The organism is Nostoc sp. (assembly GCF_036917455.1).
Lineage (GTDB): Bacteria > Cyanobacteriota > Cyanobacteriia > Cyanobacteriales > Nostocaceae > Nostoc.
Window position 1 is genome coordinate 1 of the sequence record NZ_JBALDK010000254.1, and the last position, 20,697, is coordinate 20,697.

Annotated in this window: 13 protein-coding genes and 1 pseudogene; 4 read left to right on the plus strand and 10 right to left on the minus strand. The window is 43.9% G+C overall.

The annotated features are described in order from the left end of the window. Positions 1–311 precede the first annotated feature (311 nt). Positions 312–2,873 (minus strand): CHAT domain-containing protein, encoded by a 2,562-nt coding sequence (locus tag V7K42_RS27795; RefSeq protein WP_334920803.1) that lies wholly within the window; start codon positions 2,871–2,873, stop codon positions 312–314. Between the two features lie 140 nt (positions 2,874–3,013). Further along, the gene (locus tag V7K42_RS27800) at positions 3,014–3,202 is read right to left on the minus strand and encodes a hypothetical protein (protein ID WP_334920805.1); all 189 of its coding nucleotides are present in this window, start codon (positions 3,200–3,202) and stop codon (positions 3,014–3,016) included. Positions 3,203–3,637: 435 nt separating this feature from the next. Here V7K42_RS27800 and V7K42_RS27805 point away from each other — a divergent pair, with 435 nt between their 5' ends. Together V7K42_RS27805 and V7K42_RS27810 are read left to right on the plus strand one after the other, a co-directional pair. After that, the gene (locus V7K42_RS27805; RefSeq protein WP_334920806.1) at positions 3,638–3,982 is read left to right on the plus strand and encodes a hypothetical protein; all 345 of its coding nucleotides are present in this window, start codon (positions 3,638–3,640) and stop codon (positions 3,980–3,982) included. Between the two features lie 59 nt (positions 3,983–4,041). After that, positions 4,042–4,413, plus strand: a complete 372-nt coding sequence (locus tag V7K42_RS27810) for a Nif11-like leader peptide family natural product precursor (protein WP_334920808.1) — start codon at positions 4,042–4,044, stop codon at positions 4,411–4,413. 402 nt (positions 4,414–4,815) lie between these two features. Here the strand turns inward: V7K42_RS27810 and V7K42_RS27815 are convergent, their stop codons facing one another. The 3 genes from V7K42_RS27815 to V7K42_RS27825 form a co-directional block, all read right to left on the minus strand. After that, the gene (locus V7K42_RS27815; protein ID WP_334920810.1) at positions 4,816–5,076 is read right to left on the minus strand and encodes a hypothetical protein; all 261 of its coding nucleotides are present in this window, start codon (positions 5,074–5,076) and stop codon (positions 4,816–4,818) included. A gap of 168 nt (positions 5,077–5,244) precedes the next feature. Continuing rightward, positions 5,245–7,725: an S-layer family protein gene (locus V7K42_RS27820; protein ID WP_334920812.1), complete on the minus strand. Its 2,481-nt coding sequence runs from the start codon at positions 7,723–7,725 to the stop codon at positions 5,245–5,247. A 272-nt stretch (positions 7,726–7,997) separates the two neighbouring features. Continuing rightward, the gene (locus tag V7K42_RS27825; RefSeq protein ID WP_334920814.1) at positions 7,998–9,962 is read right to left on the minus strand and encodes a GAF domain-containing sensor histidine kinase; all 1,965 of its coding nucleotides are present in this window, start codon (positions 9,960–9,962) and stop codon (positions 7,998–8,000) included. Positions 9,963–10,058: 96 nt separating this feature from the next. Between V7K42_RS27825 and cobN the strand changes: the two genes are divergently transcribed. Beyond that, positions 10,059–14,159: a cobaltochelatase subunit CobN gene (gene cobN, locus V7K42_RS27830; RefSeq protein WP_334920816.1), complete on the plus strand. Its 4,101-nt coding sequence runs from the start codon at positions 10,059–10,061 to the stop codon at positions 14,157–14,159. 9 nt (positions 14,160–14,168) lie between these two features. Continuing rightward, positions 14,169–15,317 (plus strand): peptidoglycan-binding domain-containing protein, encoded by a 1,149-nt coding sequence (locus tag V7K42_RS27835; RefSeq protein WP_334920817.1) that lies wholly within the window; start codon positions 14,169–14,171, stop codon positions 15,315–15,317. Between the two features lie 140 nt (positions 15,318–15,457). Here the strand turns inward: V7K42_RS27835 and V7K42_RS27840 are convergent, their stop codons facing one another. The 5 genes and pseudogenes from V7K42_RS27840 to V7K42_RS29035 all read right to left on the minus strand — a co-directional run. Continuing rightward, entirely contained in the window at positions 15,458–15,919 is a 462-nt protein-coding gene (locus V7K42_RS27840) for a Fur family transcriptional regulator (protein WP_094333151.1), read from the minus strand. Between the two features lie 433 nt (positions 15,920–16,352). Next, on the minus strand, positions 16,353–17,603 hold the full coding sequence (sigC, locus tag V7K42_RS27845; protein ID WP_094345983.1) for an RNA polymerase sigma factor SigC: 1,251 nt from the start codon (positions 17,601–17,603) through the stop codon (positions 16,353–16,355). A 671-nt stretch (positions 17,604–18,274) separates the two neighbouring features. After that, entirely contained in the window at positions 18,275–19,204 is a 930-nt protein-coding gene (locus V7K42_RS27850) for an NAD(P)H-dependent glycerol-3-phosphate dehydrogenase (RefSeq protein ID WP_334920820.1), read from the minus strand. 45 nt (positions 19,205–19,249) lie between these two features. Further along, complete coding sequence (gene lipA, locus V7K42_RS27855) at positions 19,250–20,128, minus strand: lipoyl synthase (RefSeq protein ID WP_334920822.1); 879 nt, start codon at positions 20,126–20,128, stop codon at positions 19,250–19,252. A 359-nt stretch (positions 20,129–20,487) separates the two neighbouring features. Further along, positions 20,488–20,604: pseudogene (locus V7K42_RS29035) on the minus strand (IS701 family transposase); the annotation flags it as partial. Positions 20,605–20,697: the final 93 nt, after the last annotated feature.

Here is a 20,697-nt window from a genome sequence, read left to right on the forward strand (position 1 = left end):
TAATTACGTAGTTAACAAGATAAGTAAGAGGTAGATTGAGGCTCGTGATTTACAGCAGTTTACTTTTTAAGTGAAGTACAAAATGTAGGACTCAAAACTGAGATATAAACCCGGGTTTCTTACCACATTTCGATTAAGCCTGCGCTTGAGCAGGGGAGCGGGGGAGCAGAGGAGAGTTAAAATACCAAGTTCTTTCCCCTCTGCCCCTCTGCCCCTCTGCCCCTCTGCCCCTCTGCTCCTCTGCTCCCCTCCCCTCTGCCCATCAAGCTTGTGAAAATGCGGGATAAACAGTTTCATACCCCCTGCCTCCTTCACAGCCAGTTACCAACCAAAACGAAGGCAGACCAAAAGAAAGGATCGTGGAAATCAGTTTGGCGGATCGTGTTGATTTGGGCTTGCCGCAGTGCTTCGGCTTTAGTGATTTTGGGTTGTCGCAGTTGGTCATAGAAGTCTGTCATCAGCATCTCGGCTGCTTTATCTTTCACAGGCCAGAGAGTGGCGATAGTTGAGCGGGCACCAGATTTGACAGCCAAGCCTGCTAGTCCCAGAACGGCGCGATCGTCTCCTGCTGCTGTATCACAGGCACTCAAGACTAGCAACTCAATCGCTTTTGATGGCTCGTTACCCCGGTTTTTGAGGAGTTCAGACAATTCCTTAACATTGACTTCTCCATCCCAAGTTAGCAAGAAGGTATCTTCAAGACGGGAGCTAAACTGTCCGTGGGTTGCCAAATGGACGATACCTGCACTACTAGATTTGACATGATTGGCAAGGGCTTGACTGGTGAATTGCTCATTTAACAACGTCGAAGATGGCACTGTCTTGGAGATTTGCTTAACTTCTGATTCCACGGCAGGTAAAGCGCTAAAGCCATTACGAGATTCGCTGATGCCACCAACGATCGCACTGATGTGATTTTGCTGGAGCGATCGCGCAGCCATTAGTTGCATTCCTGGTGAGAGGGCAACAGCATACTTTTCAATCAGATATTGCTTCCCATCATACAGGGCTGCTATAGGGATATTACGTAATCTCCCATCTAAAACAAATACTAGTGTTTGGGTGTCTTTGAAGGCTCGATCCATTTCGGCAGGACGAATTAGCCAACTATAAATTTCTTGGGACAAGCGATCGCGCTCTTGGGAATCTGAGACGGGATTGAAGCTAGCTAATAATTTGTCTAAAGTTTGTTCGATTTCAACTTTAGATTTTTGTGTCACATAATAACGTAATGGTTGTCCAGTTTTGGAAAGGATTATTGCCAGGCGATCTGGCAAAATAATCGGATAAATAACAGTTGCATTGGGGTCAACTTGGTCAATCTGCTGAGACTTATCTAAACAAGCTTCCCGGAAAAAGTTATCGAGTTCTGCAACTTGCAGACCCTCAATTAAATCACGGGCTTGTATTAGTGCTGCCTGACTTGGTTGCCGATCTAAAAGTAAACCTACCAGTTCGCGGTAAACAGGCTCCACACTTTCACGGAAGGAGAACTGAACATCAGGGTTGACGGCAACCAAATCCCCCCGAATTGACTTTAAAGCTTTAACCGCTTCCGTATAAGCAGTAATTGCTTCTTGGCGATCGCCTTGTTCTTTATACAACTGTCCCACCTGCCAAGCAGATTGAGCAATAATATCCTCAGATTGGAGTTGACGCGCAATGTCGAGGGATTTTTGACTTAACTGCTGTGCTTGTGATAATTGCTGTGTCCGACGATAGAGTTTTGCCCACTGATACAACGCATGAGCCTCTGCTTGAGCGTCTTGGAGCTGTTGTGCAGACTTGACTGTAACTGCCATGAGTTGCGCCTGGTCTTTCAATGGTACGATTTGCTCAGAATTTGACCGTCGGTTCAGGGTGGCAACAAAATTGATCGCTGCATAGAGAGAAGTGTGACTGGGGGGTAGTTCTCGAAGTTGTTGTTGTAGTTGAGGTGCGAGTGGGGTAGCCAACTCAGGTTTGTCGTAATCGAGGAAAAGCTTAAACTGAGCTAAACGCGCCTGTAAGCGATCGCTTGGATTGGTGGTTAGCTGTTGGGCTTGTTGAAAGTAATCCAATGCCGCTTCTGGATTTTGCAAATCAACGGCGGTTTTTCCTAAGCTTAGTAGGATGGAACTCAACTGAGTTGTAGTTTGAGTTTGGCGAGCGATCGCCAAACTTTCCTCTAACACCTCTTTACTCTTACCATCGCCAATCATTTGTAGGGCTAAACCAAGCGATCGCAGTCCACTAACTTTAATTTCCGAATCTGGCATTGCTCTTAACTTTTGAGTTAGCGTCTCCAACTGCTCTTTAGAACGGCGATAAAATCCCAAACTTTGGAAAGCTTGTGCCTGGTTAATTTGACTACCCAAGCTACCCATTTTGTCGCCTGCTTGCTCATAATATTTTTGAGCTAGTTGCCAATTTTCGAGGGCAATTTCGGCTTTGCCATAATGAAATTGCAAATTTGCTTGGGTATTGAGTGCCTGCGCCCAGAGAATTGCATCAGCAGAGGGAATAGAGGTTTGCAACAGTTTCAAGCTTTGCTCAATAGATTGACTAGCTGCTTCCCATTGATTAAGTTCTTGTTGTGCCAGTGAAAGGTAACTCAAGCTTAGGGCTTCGTTCAGGCGATCGCCTTGAGCCTGGTACTGTTGTGCTGCCCTTTCCCAAATCGTTACTGCTTCTGCAAAGCGTCCTGAACGATAGAGATTCCGTCCCTGTTCTAGCCAATTGCTAGCCTGGGAAGTGGATGTCAACACATTCAAGGTAGAAGTTGTCAGTATTTGCAGAGATGCCTTAGCAGGTGTAATGGTTATTGTCAAACACAAGCTCAAAATACTCAGATTGATATAGAGCCACCGACGTTGTTTGATTGGGAAAAACATAAGTAATTGTCGAGATTAATATTTAATAATTTATGTATTAGATTACTTTCAGTTTGTTAGATAATTCTTGGCAAATTAACTCTTGGAAACCCCAGCAAAAGTTAACTGCGGCTGTACATGTGTAGCAGATTGCGCCGCAATTAATTCAATTTTGCCATCAGTGTTGCGATGCCAACTTGTAGCCTCGAATTTAGTTGCAGCAGCGATCGCAGCTTGGGTGTAGTTTTTAAGGTGCTATCGGGAGTCACTTGAGCATTAGTAAAGCTAGACCATGTTGCACCTGTCAGTATTCCAACAATTAAACCAAACCAAATAGAGGTAACACTCATCGTCCAGCTTCCTTTTATACTGTATATATAAGGTTCCCGAAATGGTATTCTTGGTAACGCTATTTGCTACTAATTTCAGTGAAAAAGAAACTGCTTGAATCTTGAGAATCCTTGCGATCGCCGCTCCTATGATGACAGCTTTGAGTATCTAGTAACAAGCTTAATTATGGGTCTGTCCAAGCGTTAGGGAACTATAGAACCCATTTGTCAAATGGGTTCTATATCAGGTTTCTGCGATGCGATCTGCTTTGCAGCAACGCTTCGTGATCGCTTTCAGCCCCTACTCAATCTTCCAATTAGGCGTATAACCAGAAGTAACTTGGCTATACATTTGCAAGACCGATGCAGAAATACGTCCTGAGAGTTTTGCGATCGCCCATAGCGCTCTTGTAAAATCATTTTCAATTGTTGAGAATTCGCAAGAGAAAAAAGTTTATGGCAGATAAGTCCGGTCAAGACCCCTCGGAAATCACAGTGGCAACGGTTGATGAAGAACGAAAAGGCACAACTTTCAGTGGTACGGTCATCCTTGGTATAGATCCTGAGGGTGGGGCAGTCGTTTTCTTTAGAGACTTTTTAATTGAAGATTATAAAGGCGAACTTACCGCAAATCTTGCAACAGATGGCGATATAACGAAAAGCATTGATTTAGGCGAACTCGATCATAAAAGCCCCAATTTTAAGCTGCCAATTCCTCTGGGAACGGATACATTACCCTACAATACAGTCGTGTTGAGCGACAAAAAAAGCAAGAAAAAAATCCTGACGATCAATCTATAAAATTTGTAACTTAGCTCGTAGTTCAGCCAAATTCGATTGCCATCCTGTATAGATCTCAAATGGGTTCTATAAGCAAGATTCTGATAAATGAAGAGCAGCGCGTCGCGATAATCATCTTTCCCCCGAATCTTGATACCCTTGTGCTGCTAGTCTTAAAGAATATACTGCTGTTTTTATTTATATTACGAGTAGCTAGCGAGGATCAAATTTTAAATATGGCTTTTGAGCAAATCGAAGCATTTTTAAAGAAAATGCAGTCTGAACCTGAACTTAAAAACGAGGTGCTAGCAGCACCAACCGCAGATGATGTTGCGCGAATAGCACTAAAGCTTGGTTTTGAATTTTCAGGTGATGAATTATTGAGAATGTCAGGTAAGAAAGTTGGCAGCATTACTGTTAGAAAAACTGATCTTCCTGGAGAGTACAACTAGGGGTCACGCGAGAATTTTTGAAGAAGGCAGCTATGCTGAGGGCAGAGGGCAGAAGGAACAATTGAATGGGGATTCAGACCCCAACCAATTGTCGGCGCTGTGTAGACAGAGGGGCTTTAAACCCTTGTTCCATGATTGTCACGAGAGGGCTGGAAGCAGTATTCCCTTCTGCCTTCAGCAAGAACTGCCCTCTGCCTTTCTTCGGTAAAAAATCGTACGCTAAGGGATCTAATCCCCAATCAAAGCACCATGATTATTGGTATTACCCTTCTTTACACACTGCACGAAAGCCAATGTTTCCGATGATGCTGGCTTGCTGGAGATGTTGAGGGAAAACATCAGTTATTTCCGGTCAAAACCAATGAACATTCCTAAAATTACCATCCTACTCGACCAGAGTTATCATCCAGAACATCTGACACAGGAACTAGAAAAGGTATACCCGCAGATCATGCGGAAGATTAAGTTTGAGCGCTCGACCAAGCCTTCCACCCAAGAAAAGGCAGCGCAAGGCAAGTCAGGATTTGTCCCAGCAGTAGCCAGGTGGGTAATTGAGCGGTCGTCGAATGCTTGGATGGGGCGCTGTAAGATCCTGGTCAAGAACTTTGAGCGAACACTATCGAATGCCACGACCAAGCTCAATCTTTGTTTTGTTAGGCTCATGCTTAAGAGACTCGCAGCTTCTTAGAGATATCAAATGGGTTCTATAGCAAGGGACTGGGGACTGGGGACTGGGTGAAAAGTCAATTCAGGCGGGGATTTCAACCCCGATTGAAACTGGGGCTATCTGTAGATGTAGGGGTCTTAAACCCTTTTATTTACGGTAAAAAATTAACTCTTGGGAAGAGCAGCACAGGTTAATGTTTGTTGCACCCGAACGGGAGCTTTCTGTGCAATCAATTCAACTTGACCCTGTGTATTAAGTTGCCAACCAGTAGCTTGGATAATGACTTCTGGAGATGCTGGGATCTGGGCAGTTACCTGACTTGTTTTGCGGTATACTGAGATGTCGCGGGTATCAGACCAAGTGCGATCGCTCGTCACATCTCGATTGGGATTTTGTGGCACGCCACCCCGTCCCGTTGCCACAAAGCGGCTGCCTTGGTTTACAGAACAATCACTGGCTATTTGCTGCGATGGATCGGTGATATTCGCCGGCAGTTCTACTAAGCCAGAATTTGGAGCGACACCAATAGTATTAACTTGCACATTCCCATTCACACCCAACTGTGAACTTGCTGTAATATCATTGTCTGGTGTAAGTTGGTCGCGAAATTTCAGACCAAAAATGCCTTGGGTCGTGATTTGAATATTACCACCACGACCTCGCACTGCATTAGCAACAATATCGCTGTTTTCTAATCCGACAATGATGGGTGCATTGATGTTGATATTACCCCCATTACCATTACCACCGGCTGTTGAGCTAATCAGGCTATTGTCTCGGAGAAACAACAGTTTTGTGGTTTGTAAACTAATATTGCCACCATTACCAGATTCTGTTTGGGCTTGAATAAACCCTTGATGATTTAATCGGATCGTACCTGCATCGATCTTCAGACTGCCACCGTTTCCACTGCCTTGACTAGTGACACTGACCGTTCCGCCATTGGTCAAGGTCAACTTTGGGGTGGTAATATTCACACTACCTGCATTAGCCATCAGTATATTTGGCAGACCGAATCGCTCCCGCAATCGAGGGTCAGGTCGAATGGTAGATGCATTAATGCTGCTGTTATTTGTGCCGCGATCGCTAACTGTAATCGATTCGCTGGCATTAATGCTTAAATCTCCCCCATTACCGATAAAAAATGCGGTGGCAGCAACTGCTCCCCCATCCAGAATTTGCAAGTTGGCGGTATTCAACGTTAAGGTTTTTGAATTTCCAGTGGCAAATGTAATTATACCGATATTACTATAAAGTTCTGAAGGGCTTTCTCCCGTCACCGTTGTACTAGTGTTGCGAATCGTGACTTTACCGCTAGACCCACTGCCAAATGTACTCGAAGATAGGGAAGCACCACTTGATATTAGTAGACTATTACCATTGATTGTCACATCGCCGGCATTTCCCGTACTTAAGGTAGTAGTGTTAAGGTTGGTGACAACACTGGGATTAATAGGTGAAAAGCCAGATAAATCAATTGCCATGGCCTCAATTTGAATATTGCCACTAGGAGCCAATCCCAATGTTGAGCTATTCAAACCTGCTCCCTGAGTGAGGGTTAAACTGGGAGTGATAACGCTAATGTTTCCACCAGCTCCCCGACCAAAAGCTTCATCGCGAATCCCGGTTCGAATCATGGCATTGGGTGTTGTGCCTATTAGATTAATCGCCTTTGTCGCCTGGAGGTGAATGTCACCACCGGGGAGATTACCAAGATTTTGTGCCAGTACCAGAGATCCATCAGTAAATTGAATTCGTTCACCCTGAATTTGAACGGAACCGGCATTGATCCCACTCACATCTAATAGCGATCGCTTTGCTAGCTGAATATCGCCAAAGTGTTGTATATCTCCATACCCTAGTGTGTAGCCTCTTTGGTTTGGTGTGAGGCTGACAAGTCCTGCACCGCTCAGACTGCCTAATTCTAGTTGTCCTTGGTCGGCGCTCAAGGTTGCTCCATTTAGATGTAGGTCGCCACCCACTAAAGCGATCGTGTTTCCAGGCTGTACTTGCAGTTTTGTAGAACTGGGAATCCGAACCAAGGGAGCCAGAGTCATTCCACTGGTTGCGCTTAAGGAGTGTCCTGTACCTTGAACGGTTATCGGTGCAGGATTGCTGCCCATTTGCAAGCCAATGGGAACATTGATAGTCAATAATGGAGGAGCTTGAGGATTAATGGTGCTAAACTCAGCACCATTACTAAATTTAATGCTCTCAGCAGTTGTCCCAATAAACGAGCCGCCAATATTAAGTTTGGCATTGGCGCTGAAAACTATACCATTAGGATTGATCAGAAACAGATTAGCGCTACCATTCGCCTGAATTAAACCATCAATATGGGAAACATTACCCCCGGTTACACGACTGAAGATATTTTGCACATCTGCGGCATTATTGAAGAAAGCCGAGCCGTTGTTGGGAACTGAGAATTGGCTGAAGCTGTGGAAGAGGTTGTTGCCAACTCGATTACCGTTGGTGATGGTGAAGTTATTGCCATTTTGGGAGACACTAGTATTAAGGGTACTATCAGGAGTTACCTGAGCGTTAGTAGATTTGTTCCCCAAAAGTATTGCCCCTAAAGGTAGCATCATTCCAATTGTCAAGATTCTATTCACCAAATTTGAACAAGTATAGGTAGCTTTCATAACTTAGTTCCCAATTCATAGCCTAATAGCTAGAGTTCCCTAAATCAAGTTATTCCTTTCAGCAAACAAGGCAAAAGTTAGAAGGTAAGATTTGTTACTCTCCGAGAAGCCGCCTTGCGTCTATGAGACACGCAGTGCAAGAAACAAGGTGTCCTTGTTGAATCCCGGAAATTGATTTCCGGGATTCTCTTTTTACTTTTTAATTTGTGTGGAGAAAATGCGAAATTGAAGAAGAATTTTGACTCCTGAATTCTGGTTTGATAAGCAGATTTCTAACTCAGCCCTCTCATTGCCTGAGTTGGTATCCATACAGTAAAAATTGAGCCAATACTGATAGTTGATTCTACTTCAATTCGACCCCGATGGAGTTCTACAAGTTGTTTAGTTAAAGCTAATCCCAGTCCAGTACCTTCGTAGCGGCGGCGGTAGGGTGTATCTAGTTGCTGAAACTTTTCAAAGATTAATGGTAACTGTTCTTCGCGGATACCAATCCCGGTATCTTCCACTTGAAAAATAGCAGTATCATCTTCTACCCAAAGGCGTAAGGTAACGCTACCACTTTCGGGGGTAAATTTAATCGCATTAGTTAACAGATTTGAGAGAATTTGGGCTATTCGTTCTGCATCGGCGGTAAAGCGATCGCGCCTGGGATCGATTTGCAAATCAAGGTTAAGATTAATTTGTTCGCTTGTTGCTTTTTTTTGTAACGACTTTACAGCATTTTCGGCAACACTCACCAAAGAAAATTCTGAAATATTTAAAGCTGTCTTCCCAGCCTCGATTTGCGATAAATCGAGGATGTCATTAATCATTTCTAATAAATGTTCTCCACTATCGTGGATTGTTTGCAGATAGTCGCGTTGTCGTTGACTCAATTCACCCAAAGGCCAGCGTAACAAAGTAGACGACATCCCAATCACATAAGTTAAAGGCGTGAGCAATTCGTGACTGATAGTAGCGAGAAATTCACTTCTGATCCGGCTAGCAGCTTCGGCGGCGAGGAGAGCATCACGTAGTCCGATTGTGCGTTCAATAACTCGTTGTTCGAGAGTTTGTTTTTCTTGGGTGAGGGTTTGCATTAACTCAGCTTGGTAAATGGCGATCGCTAATTGTTCGGCGATCGAAGTCAGCAAGTTTTTTTCACTCTCAGTCCACTGGCGTTGCTGATTGCACTGATGAGCAATCAGCAAACCCCACAATTTATCCTCAAATATAATCGGTGCTGCCAACTTGGCCCGAACTTGGCTTTCCCTTAAAAAATTCAATAAACACTCTTCTAGAGCATAAGTTTTTTCGACATCATCCACAGCTAAGGTAAAGCCTTGACGATACTTCTCCCAACATTGAGAGGTTCGCATAAAGCAATTCCTTTCTGTATAATTCAATACAGATATGATGGCATTTGTAGCACGGGCTTCATAGACAATATAACCCCCATACTCTTGGAAGTCTTTTAGTAGAGATTGATTATTTACTGAAATAGAAGTTGAGCGCTTACCGTTACCATCATCTGGAGAAGACTGGTATTGTTGAGTCTTGACCTTGGAACCTTCAAATTTATAGATTACTAATCGGTCTAATTCTAGAAACTCACGCACCTGTGTAATTGCCGTTGCCATAATCACTGGCAAATCCAGGCTTTTGCGGATCTGCGTTGTTACCTGATTCAACAACCGTTCTTGGGAAACCTGTTTTTTTAAGGCATCTTCCACTGGCTGACAGATATAAACTGCCGGCCCAATTGGGCTTGGAGGTGCTATTATTTCTTGGTTTGGCTGAGTTAGGAGATATTCTAATAACAACAGCGAGAACTTACTTTGGAGGGAAGCATCATTGGGGCCAATAATTTGGCGATAGCATTCGAGATTTTGATAAGTAGAGGAATCGCACTCAAACAAGTCTCTCAATTCGCCGATAAAGGAAGCGATCGCCTCTAAATTAAATGTCAATCTAGCACTGAGTGCCGAATCAATTCCTTGCTCCCCTGCTCCCGTGTTCCCTTGTTCCCCTGACTCAAAATTTCCTAACAAAAGCGCACTAAACTGCTCGGAAACCACCAACGTAAACCTTTGCCTTTGCCACTCCACCGATATGCAAATCCTCGCCAATACACTTTCGGTCAGTACCAGAGTGGCACTTTCTACTGTTTGAGCCATCTGCTCCAACAATTCGCCAAGCTGATTAAATACAACAATAGGCAAGGTTCGAGAAAAGCTCAAATCAGGAGAACTAAGCATTTTTAATCATTACTGGTAAGAGGGGACAAATGCAGGGAATAAAAAGTTTGTTTTGATTGTGTAATAACCAATAGTTTAAGACGGTAATCAAACATTATGCATCGTATAAGTAGCACATCGGGTGGATGGAATCAGTCAGAGGGTTTAATTTTTTTAGAGCAAACTCCAGCGCCTTTGGTGTTAATTACGGCTGCGGATACTGACATTCAAACTTTAGCAGTTGCGGTTTTAAAATTACCTCCACATTTTCCTGCATTAAGAGTCGCCAATCTATTGCAATTACAACAACAATTAAGCATAGATACTTATGGGGAGCAAGTTTTAGAACTTGCCCAGGTAATTATTTTGCGCCTATTAGGAGGGCGTTCTTACTGGGGTTATGGCTTAGAAGTAGTCCAAGAAATTGTGCAACGTAATGGTAGAACTCTCATTGTAATGCCAGGGGACGATGCTTTTGATCCCGACTTAATTTCTCAGTCTACTGTGCCTTTAGGTGTTGCTAACCAGGTATGGCAGTATTTTAGTGAAGGCGGCGGAGAAAATTTCGTTAATGCTCTGCAATTTATTTCTGATACTTGCCTGTTAACAGCATACAATCCCCCGCCACCCCGCCCGATTCCACGTGTGGGATTGTATGAATGGGGGATCGGGGGGCAGAGGGGTAGAGGGGTAGGGGAGGCAGGGGGGGCAGGGGAAGTAGGGGAAGTAGGAGAGGCAGGGGAAGCAGGGGAAGCAGGGGAGGCAGGGGAGGCAGGGGAGCAGGGGAGCAGGGGAGAATTTGAGGTGGATGAATCCACTTCGGAACTCCGTTCATCTACCTCAAAACGTCAGGGCTTCCAATTCCCAATCCCCAAAATCGGCATCCTTTTCTACCGCGCTCATTATTTAGCGGGAAACACTAAAGTAATTGATGCTTTATGTGAAGCCTTGGTACAGAAAAATTTACAACCAGTGCCAGTGTTTGTTTCCTCATTGCGTGAACCCGATGTCCAAGCGGAGTTGAGTGAATTTTTCCAACCCAAAGAAGCTGAATCAATAGCTGTACTGCTGAATACCACTAGTTTTTCTTTAGCACGGTTGGAAAGCGAAACACCCCAAACTGAACTATGGGAAAAATTAAATGTACCTGTGTTGCAGGTAATCCTCAGTGGCGGCTCGATTGAGCAGTGGGAGTCACAGTTTCAAGGGCTTTCTCCCCGCGATATTGGGATGAATGTGGCGCTACCAGAAGTAGATGGGCGAATTATTACTCGTGCTGTGTCTTTTAAATCCGTACAAACTCGTAATCCCCATTTAGAAACAGATGTGGTAATTTATGAACCAGTCAGCGATCGCATCGAGTTCGTTGCTAAACTAGCAGCAAACTGGGCGCGTCTACGTTCCAAACCACCCCAAGAACGGCGAATTGCCCTAATTTTGGCAAATTACCCCAACCGCAATGGACGGCTTGCCAACGGCGTGGGACTGGATACCCCAGCTAGTTGTGTAGAAATCCTCCAAGCTCTACATCTAGCTGGTTATGAAGTCGAAAATCCCCCTGCTCAAGGAGATGAGTTGATTCAACGGCTGACAGATGGCGTAACAAACGATCCCGAAGGACAAGAATCGCTTCCAGTACACCAAAGTCTTTCTTGGGAAGAATACCAAGAATATTTTGCTTCTTTACCGCCAGCAGTTCAGCAAGGTATTAGTGAAAGGTGGGGACTGGGGACTGGGGACTGGGGACTAGAGACTGGGAAAGAGTTTAGTAGTAGCAAAATTCCCAATGCCCAATTCCCAATTCCCATTTCTGGAATTCAACTCGGCAACATCTTTGTGGGAATTCAGCCACCAAGGGGTTATGATAATGACCCCAGTTTGAATTATCATGCGCCGGATTTAGAACCAACTCATGCTTATTTAGCTTTCTACTATTGGGTTAGAGAATGTTTTGGTGCTGATGCTGTAGTTCATGTAGGAAAACACGGAAATCTAGAATGGCTACCCGGTAAAAGTGTGGCTTTATCCAGTAATTGTTATCCAGAAGTGGCTTTTGGCGCACTTCCCCACCTGTACCCGTTTATTGTCAACGATCCTGGTGAAGGTTCCCAAGCCAAACGTCGCGCTCAAGCGGTGATTATAGATCACCTAACGCCGCCAATGACTCGTGCTGAACTCTACGGTTCTTTGCAACAGTTAGAAAATTTAATTGATGAGTATTATGAAGCGGACAGTTTAGATCCTTCGCGTTTGCCAGTAATTCGCGATCGCATTCACGAACTGGTAATCAAAGAAAATCTCCATCTAGATTTAGGAATCCAAAATGAAACAGAAATTTTTCAGTCTGTTAGCGCAGCGTTAGCGAGTCCGGGAGCGTCATCCTTAATTTTGAATTCCATCGGTGGCTATCTTTGTGAATTGAAAGAAGCCCAAATCCGCGATGGCTTGCATATTTTTGGGCAATGTCCCCAAGGACGGCAATTGAGGGATTTAATAGTAGCGATCGCTCGCATACCCAATCGCCATTCTTCAGGTATTACCCGTGCTATAGCTCAAGATTGGGGTCTAGACTTCGATCCCCTCACAGCCGATTTTTCAATGCCCAGTGGTGAATATTCAGTAGTCAATGGCACAGAATGCCGCACCCTCGGCGATATTGTCGAAGTCCTAGAAGAACACGCCGCCCTTTTAGTAGAACAACTCATAAATCAGGATTCAGAATTCAGAATTCAGGATTCTTGTACAGACGCGATGAATCGCGTCTGTACCTGGATAAGCGATCGCCTGCTTCCAGCTTTACAACAAACCGATCGAGAAATTACCCATTTATTACACGGACTTGATGGGGGTTACGTTCCAAGTGCCCCATCTGGCGCACCCACACGCGGCCGCCCAGAAGTTCTACCAACAGGGAGAAACTTTTATTCTGTCGATATTCGCGCCATTCCCACAGAGACAGCTTGGGATATCGGGAGAAAAGCTGCTGAAACTCTGGTTGAATATTACACTCAAGAGCATGGTGAATATCCCAAAACACTAGGTTTATCATTGTGGGGAACAGCCACAATGAGAACAGGCGGTGATGATATTGCCGAAGCCTTAGCTTTACTCGGAGTCCAGCCTGTATGGGATGGTGCAGCGCGGCGAGTAGTGGATTTTGAAATTTTGCCCCTAGCAATTTTGGGACGGCCCCGTGTAGATGTCACCTTACGAATTTCGGGATTCTTCCGCGATGCTTTTCCTAACTTAATTGACTTATTCGATCAAGCTGTATCAGCAGTAGCAGATTTAGATGAACCGCCAGAACAAAATCCCTTAGCAAATGCAGTTCGTCAAGAGACTGAATTGTGGACAAGCCAAGGATTAACTATACAAGAAGCCGTGGTGCGATCGCGCTATCGCATCTTTGGTTCTCGCCCAGGTGCTTACGGTGCAGGACTCCAAGGTTTAATTGAATCGCAAAACTGGACAGACGATCAAGATTTAGCCCGCGCCTACATTAACTGGAGTTCTTACGCCTACTCATCAGGAACAGGAGCAGAGGAGCAGGGAGCAAGGAGCAGGGAGCAGGGGGGAAATAATCAATCCCCAATCCCCAGTCCCCAATCCCCAGTCCCCAGTCCCCAGTCCCCGATCTCCAATCCCGAAGCTTTCAAGCAACGCTTATCTCAAATGCAAGTTGTCCTGCATAATCAAGATAACCGCGAACACGACTTACTTGATTCTGATGATTATTACCAATTTCAGGGTGGCTTAACAGCTGCGGTGCGTTCTCTACAAGGAAAAAACCCTCAAACTTATTTTGGTGATAATTCCATACCCGCCCAACCACGAGTCCGCCAACTCAAAGAAGAAATTTCACGGGTGTATCGTTCTCGCGTAGTTAATCCCAAGTGGATTACCGGAGTAATGCGCCACGGTTACAAAGGTGCTTTTGAAATGGCGGCGACAGTAGATTTTTTATTCGCCTACGATGCTACAGCTAAATGTGTCGAAGATTATATGTATCAAGGCATAGTAGAGGCTTACTTGCTCGATCCAGTAGTCTCGGAATTTATTCAGGAAAAGAACCCTTATGCACTGCGCGATATTGCAGAAAAATTATTAGAAGCACACAAGCGCGATTTGTGGGAGGATGTAAATATAGGAACATTAGAAGCTTTGAGGAACCTAGTACATCAAGCTGAAGCAGTGATCGAAGAAAAATCAATGGTGTAGGAAACAAATATGGAAAATCTTGCGTATTTGCACCTAGCTTTCGCCTACGAAGACAGTACACCCAGTGAATTGGTATCCCTCAGTTCTTTGTTTAACAAAGCAGCTGCACCAGACTGGAAAAGGCTTTCTGGTAGGGCTTGGAAGTATATGTTGCCCCTTGCTCTGTCCTTATCTATTCTTGGCGCTGTCAGCAGTGTCATGGCACTGGAAAAAGGCGATCAAGGCCCTTCTGTCAGGAATCTCCAACAAAAGTTGAAAACAGCAGGTTTCTACCAAGCTTCTGTTAGCCAAGTATATGACGTATCCACACAAGAAGCTGTGCGGCGCTTCCAAAAGGCTGCTGGTTTACCAGTGGATGGCATTGTTGGATCGAGCACCCTGCAAAAATTAGAAAGCTGGCAAGCTAAAAAGCCTAGTACTACGACTACACAAGCGAAAAAAGCCACTGTTGTAAGTACACAACAAGCCAAAAAGCCCAGCCCTACTAGTTCAGCAACTAGTTCAGCAACTACCCAGCGCCGTAATCCCAACTACCTGGCGAAGGGGGATGAAGGTGAAAATGTCAGGGTTTTGCAAGAACGCTTAAGAGTCGCAGGCTTTTATTACGGGAACGCCACGGGGATATTTGGCCCAATTACTGAAGAATCTGTGAAGCGGTTCCAAGATGCTTATAAATTAAGTGTGGATGGAATTGCTGGCCCAGCAACATTAGGTAAATTGCCAGGAGTTGGCATCGGTGATGGAGAAGAGGCGGCTCCCAAAAAGGTAGTCAACCGAGATAAACTCCGTGTAGGCGATCGCGGTGAGCCAGTTAGAGTTATCCAAGAACAATTGATCCAGGCAGGATATTTAGAGGGAGAGCCAAACGGCTACTATGGCCCCTATACTGCTGATGCTGTACGCAGATTTCAGGCAGCTAATTTCTTGACGGCAAGTGGCGTTGCTGGCCCAACTACGCGAGCTAAGTTATATAGCTCAGTTAATACTGCTAGCAAAAGCGAATTTAATACCCTAGAAATCCAAACGCGACTACGAGAGCGGGGTTTTTATAAAGGCAAGCTGAACGGTGTGATGGCAGATGACACCAAAAAAGCGATTAAACAAGCTCAAGAATTCTACGGCATTAGCCTCAAGGATCTTAAGAGCGGACGCTTTTAACATCCGCTTTGGTGTTGTTAGTATCAGTCCCCAACTCGTTTCTAGCCTCTAGTAACAGCAAATTACGCACTGCTCAAAATTCCACTTATTTGGTTAATTTGAGTAGTTTCGTCTTTTTATCTACCCAAGTGCTAAAAGTGCTAAAGCGGCATCAGCGCCCGTTGGCACTTGGGACACACTGCATGGATTGTCATTTGACAATCAAGCAGGTGAAAACCTTCTTTTTGAGCAGTTTTCGATCCAATTTTTAAAATTGAGTCATTTTTAAACTCAATAGTTGAGTTGCATCTAACACAAATTAAGTGATGGTGATGATGGGGATAGGGCTGGTTGATCTCATAATGCTTATGTCCCTCGCCCAATTCTAATTCCCGTAAAAGTCCCATCCTGGCCATCAACTTCAAAGTCCGATAAATAGTTGACAAACTGATCCCTTTCCCTTCACCATCAGTTTCTAGCCGATGATAAAGATCCTCCGCACTCAGATGTTCACCTTGCGGAAGTTCTTGAAAAATGTGTAAAATCGTTTCGCGCTGGGGAGTTAATCGCCAGCCTCGTTCGTTCAGTTCTGCCTTGAGTGAAGTAGTTGTGTAGACAGTCATACTAGTATTTCTCAACAAAGCTCGTTAATTGAGAATATAACAAATCTTAGGAGCAATTTGCAACAATCATTGCCTATTGAGAATTCTTACTAAATATTTAAAAACAATTCATCAAATCTCGATCAAAATTCAAGTAATAAGCTGTAGTGCATTTAATTTGCATACAGCGAATAAGTTAGGATACTTGTAACGATTGCATCCCTTGACTTTAAATTTTGCGTGAGTTAATTTTGAATTGTTTAATCGATCCCCACCTTCAAGATATCTGAACAAAGCTTTGGGGAAACTCTCATGTAACTAAATGCAAATTATTTGCTATAAGCCTTTAAAAGGCTTTTAACCTGGGATAAACTCAGTCTTTTGTCCCTAGTCATTTGTCAATTGTAGTTTTCTAATGACAAATGACTAATGACAAATGACTCTTAAACATTGACTAACTTAGAGACTCCAAATAGTCGCGGATAAGGTTGCGACGCTTGGGTTGGCGTAGCTTTTGCAAAGCCTTGGATTCTATTTGTCGAACTCGTTCGCGCGATAAGTCAAGAGCGCGACCAATTTCTGCTAAAGAGTAAGGATGACCATCAGCCAAACCAAACCGCATCAAAATTACATCGCGTTCTCGGCTAGTCAAATCTGATAGAAGATGATGCAAGTCTCTTTGTAAAGATTCTCGCATTAACATTTCTTCTGGGGTTACACAGTCAGTTTCGAGTAATTCGCCTAACTCAGTGTCTTTATCCTTGCCAACTTTAGTTTCTAAAGAAACGGAGCGAGGAACCCGTAACAAAACTTCTCGGACTTGGGTCGGTGTCATCTCTAACTCAGTTGCTAAATCTTCTAGAGTTGGGGTGCGACCTTTTTCTTGAGCAATTTTGCGTTGGGCCTTTTTGATTTTGTTTAACTTTTCGGTAATATGGACAGGGAGGCGGATGGTGCGACTAGAAGTTGCGATCGCTCGTGTAATTCCCTGACGAATCCACCAGTAAGCATAAGTACTGAAGCGATAACCCTTAGTGGGGTCAAATTTTTCTACAGCCCGCTCCAAACCTAGTGTGCCTTCTTGGACTAAATCCAACAATTCCAAACCACGATTTTGATACTTCTTAGCAACAGACACAACCAGGCGAAGGTTAGCCTTAATCATGTGTTCTTTTGCTTGCAATCCTTGGGACTGAACTTGCTCCAACTCTTCTACCGTCAACTTGGCAATTTCTGCCCAGCGACGTTTGCCATCTGCCAAAGTCGGTCTCAGATCGGATAAAATTATGTCAGCAGTAGCAGCCCACCTTTCTAAAGACGGGCGATGTCCTAGTTCTGAGGTCAAACGTTCTTGAACTTCAATTAACCTCAGATAAGGCGTAATCACTTCATCTCCAAGCTTTGCGGCGTTAGCAAGCACTATCCGCATCCGCAAGTAACGTTGGACTTTTTGAGCTTCTGAAACCTCTTCATCTCGCCCCAACAAGCGAACCCGACCAATTTCTTGAAGATATAGGCGTACTAGGTCTGTACTCCGGCGGTTGGTGCTAGCAGCAAAGTTAGCATTGTCTACAGAAGCTATCTCTAGCTCATGTAAATCATCTACCGATAACTCGCTTTCATCAACCGTGAGATCCGAGTCCAAAGCCTGGCGGGACTTTTTGGTGTTGTAGGGGGCATCTGCATAAAAAGATGTTGCTGGCATAAAGATCGTCTCAATGGCTCCAGGTAACAATAGATTTCGGTCAGCTTAGATTACGGTCAGCTATTCAACTGTTGCTATTGTTCCCGTGATTCACGATGAACTAACATAGTTGAAGGTTCCATTACAATTTTTTTAGAAATTAACTGTAATGGTTTTATTGGATACAGGATTACTGAACTTAATTGGCTGCTAAATTTTTGATTTAACCAATAGCTATTCAAATTGGCAGCTAGGCTTTCAATATTTCAACTACTTAGTTAACATTTCAACCTTGACGGTTTTTAATGGTAACTTTTGTAACACAGTATAAATATCCTTCAGTGAATGTCATCTTTATAATTGGCATAGTCACATTTACATGGCTACAAAACTAATATCCTGACGATTTAGCAATTTTTTCTCAGGATTATTCAGGTATAAGTAGAACTAATAGATATCGGGGAAGTGATTAGTGTTAACTACAAAAACTCCATCGATACGGAGATAGAAAATGCGGGGAAGTTATTAAATACTCTCTTCTTGTCCCCTTGTCGTGTTAACCTCTCAATTTCAATAATGGGTTGTAAAAGTTTGTAGTAAGCACTACCCTACGGGAATGCTGCGCGAACAGTGCTTGAAATTGAGCGATAAATCGCTCACTACAAACCTTGGAAAATTAATTTGTTGGACTATTAGTAGTTGTACTCTGGCTTGATATCTCGCAGCATCAGTTCATCAAGTGCTTGTTGGGGTGTGACTTCACCCTGAAGTAACCGATAAACTTGCTCAGTAATTGGAACAGGAATGTTTTGTTGCTTGGCTCGTTGCATCAAAACCTGACAAGTGTTCACTCCTTCAGCAGTTCCTTGTAAATTTGCAAGAGTTTCTTGAAGTGTTTTACCACCAGCTAGCTGGTAGCCGACTTGATAATTGCGACTTAAGGGACTATTGCAGGTTGCTAACAAGTCTCCAAGACCCGATAATCCATAAAATGTTTCCGTCTTTGCACCCCACTCGTTACCGATGCGAACCATTTCTGTGAGTCCGCGGGTGACTAAAGCAGCTTTGGCATTGGTTCCTAGATGTAAACCATCGCATACACCAGCTGCGATCGCAATCACATTTTTCAGTGTTCCCCCCAGCTCTACCCCCAAGGGGTCGGGATTGGTATATACCCGGAAACGATGAGAAGAAAATACTAACTGCACTACTTCAGCAGCTGTGGAAATATTACTGGCTACCACTGTTGCTGCTGGTAAATCTAGTTGAATTTCTTTAGATAAATTAGGCCCAGACAAAACAACTACTGCATGGTCAGGAAATACTGTTTGCCAAATTTGCGACGGTGTACAGGTGGTTTGAGGATCTAAGCCTTTCGTCGCCGTCACAAAAATTGTCTCTGGAGAAAGGGGGAAAGACTGGACTTGGGAAGCAACATCTCTGACACCAATCATTGAGATTGCAGACAGGATTATTTGAGCATTTTCTAACACTGCTTGGAGAGTTTGCGAACCTTGACGCGACCACACGCGCACTTGATGACCATTTGCTATGGCGAGATTTGCTAGAGATGCACCCCAAGCACCTGCACCCAGAATTGCTACAGATTTTGAATTAGTCATTAATCAAGTCTCCCCATCACCCAATCACCCCATCCTTTTAGCAATCTAAAATTGGCTGCGTGGATAACGTTCCATCAATTCCCTGACTTGCTCTGCATGATATGAGCTTCTTGTCAATGGTGAAGAGACAACTTGTAAAAATCCGATTTCTTCGCCGAATGCCTTCCAAGCAGCAAATTGTTCTGGATTGATAAATTCATTTACAAGTAAATGTTTTTGACTGGGTTGGAGATATTGCCCAATTGTCAAAATATCGCAATCAACAGTTCGCAAATCTTGCATGACTTGGCGGATTTCGGCATCAGTTTCACCAAGTCCAACCATGATCCCAGATTTGGTGTATGTGCTAGGAGAAAGTTGCCGAGTGCGCTGCAATAATTCTAATGTGCGATCGTAGTTTCCTTGGGGACGTACCCGGCGGTACAAGCGTGGGACAGTTTCGGTATTGTGGTTTAATACCTCTGGCGCAGCTTGTATAATCAATTCTAGAGCATTCCAATTACCGCACAAGTCAGGAATTAGTACTTCAATTGTGGTGTTAGGTGAAACAGAGCGAACCGCATCAATACACGCCATAAACTGAGATGCACCACCATCAAACAAGTCATCTCGGTTTACAGAAGTGATGATTACATGATTAAGGTTCATGCGGCGAACAGCTTCCGCCAGTCGTGGAGGTTCTGTCGGGTCTAATGGTTTGGGTTTTTTCTCAAAATCAATATCACAGTAGGGACAAGCGCGTGTACAAGCCGGGCCCATAATCAAAAACGTGGCAGTACCTGCATTGAAGCATTCACCAATATTTGGACAGGAGGCTTCCTCACAAACTGTATTGAGGGCTAAATCCCGCAAAATGTCTTTAACGTTACCGATGCGCTCACGCCCAGGTGCTTTTACCCGCAACCAGTCTGGTTTTACAGTCACAATCCGCTTTTACCACTAGAGTTATACAAATTCAATCGTAGCAAGCAAAGCCTTTGATGAAGCGATCGCAATATTATTGAACCTATCTGTACAGCGACAGTTATATATAAGTAGAGCGACAAATTATTTGTCGCTTTCTCTATTTGACAAATAAAATGTCGCCACGGTCAAATAATTTGTTGGTCTACAGCAAAGATGGCAAAGCGTCAAAAGATTTATTGACCTCTATATGTCTATGAAACAAATGTAGTATTTTTTGCCCAGACACGGCAGAATTCTAGAGATAAAATTGCAATAAAGTCAGGACTTACGCAACTGGCACAAGCAATGGTGCGCTTCGCGCACCCAGCGCCCAAAAACTACACAAGAGACATAGCAATATCTGGACGTTTTAGTTGCTCAATTAAATAATTAGAAAGCAAGTTTTGCTTGAGCTTGTAAATAGTTTGACTTGTTTGATAAGCTAAATTTTTCACTGGAGTTTAGACTAGGCTATGCAAAACGACCCAGCAGGGCTGAGTTAATCAGAGACTTAGCGAAATGATGAATAATCTTTAGTATTAAACCGC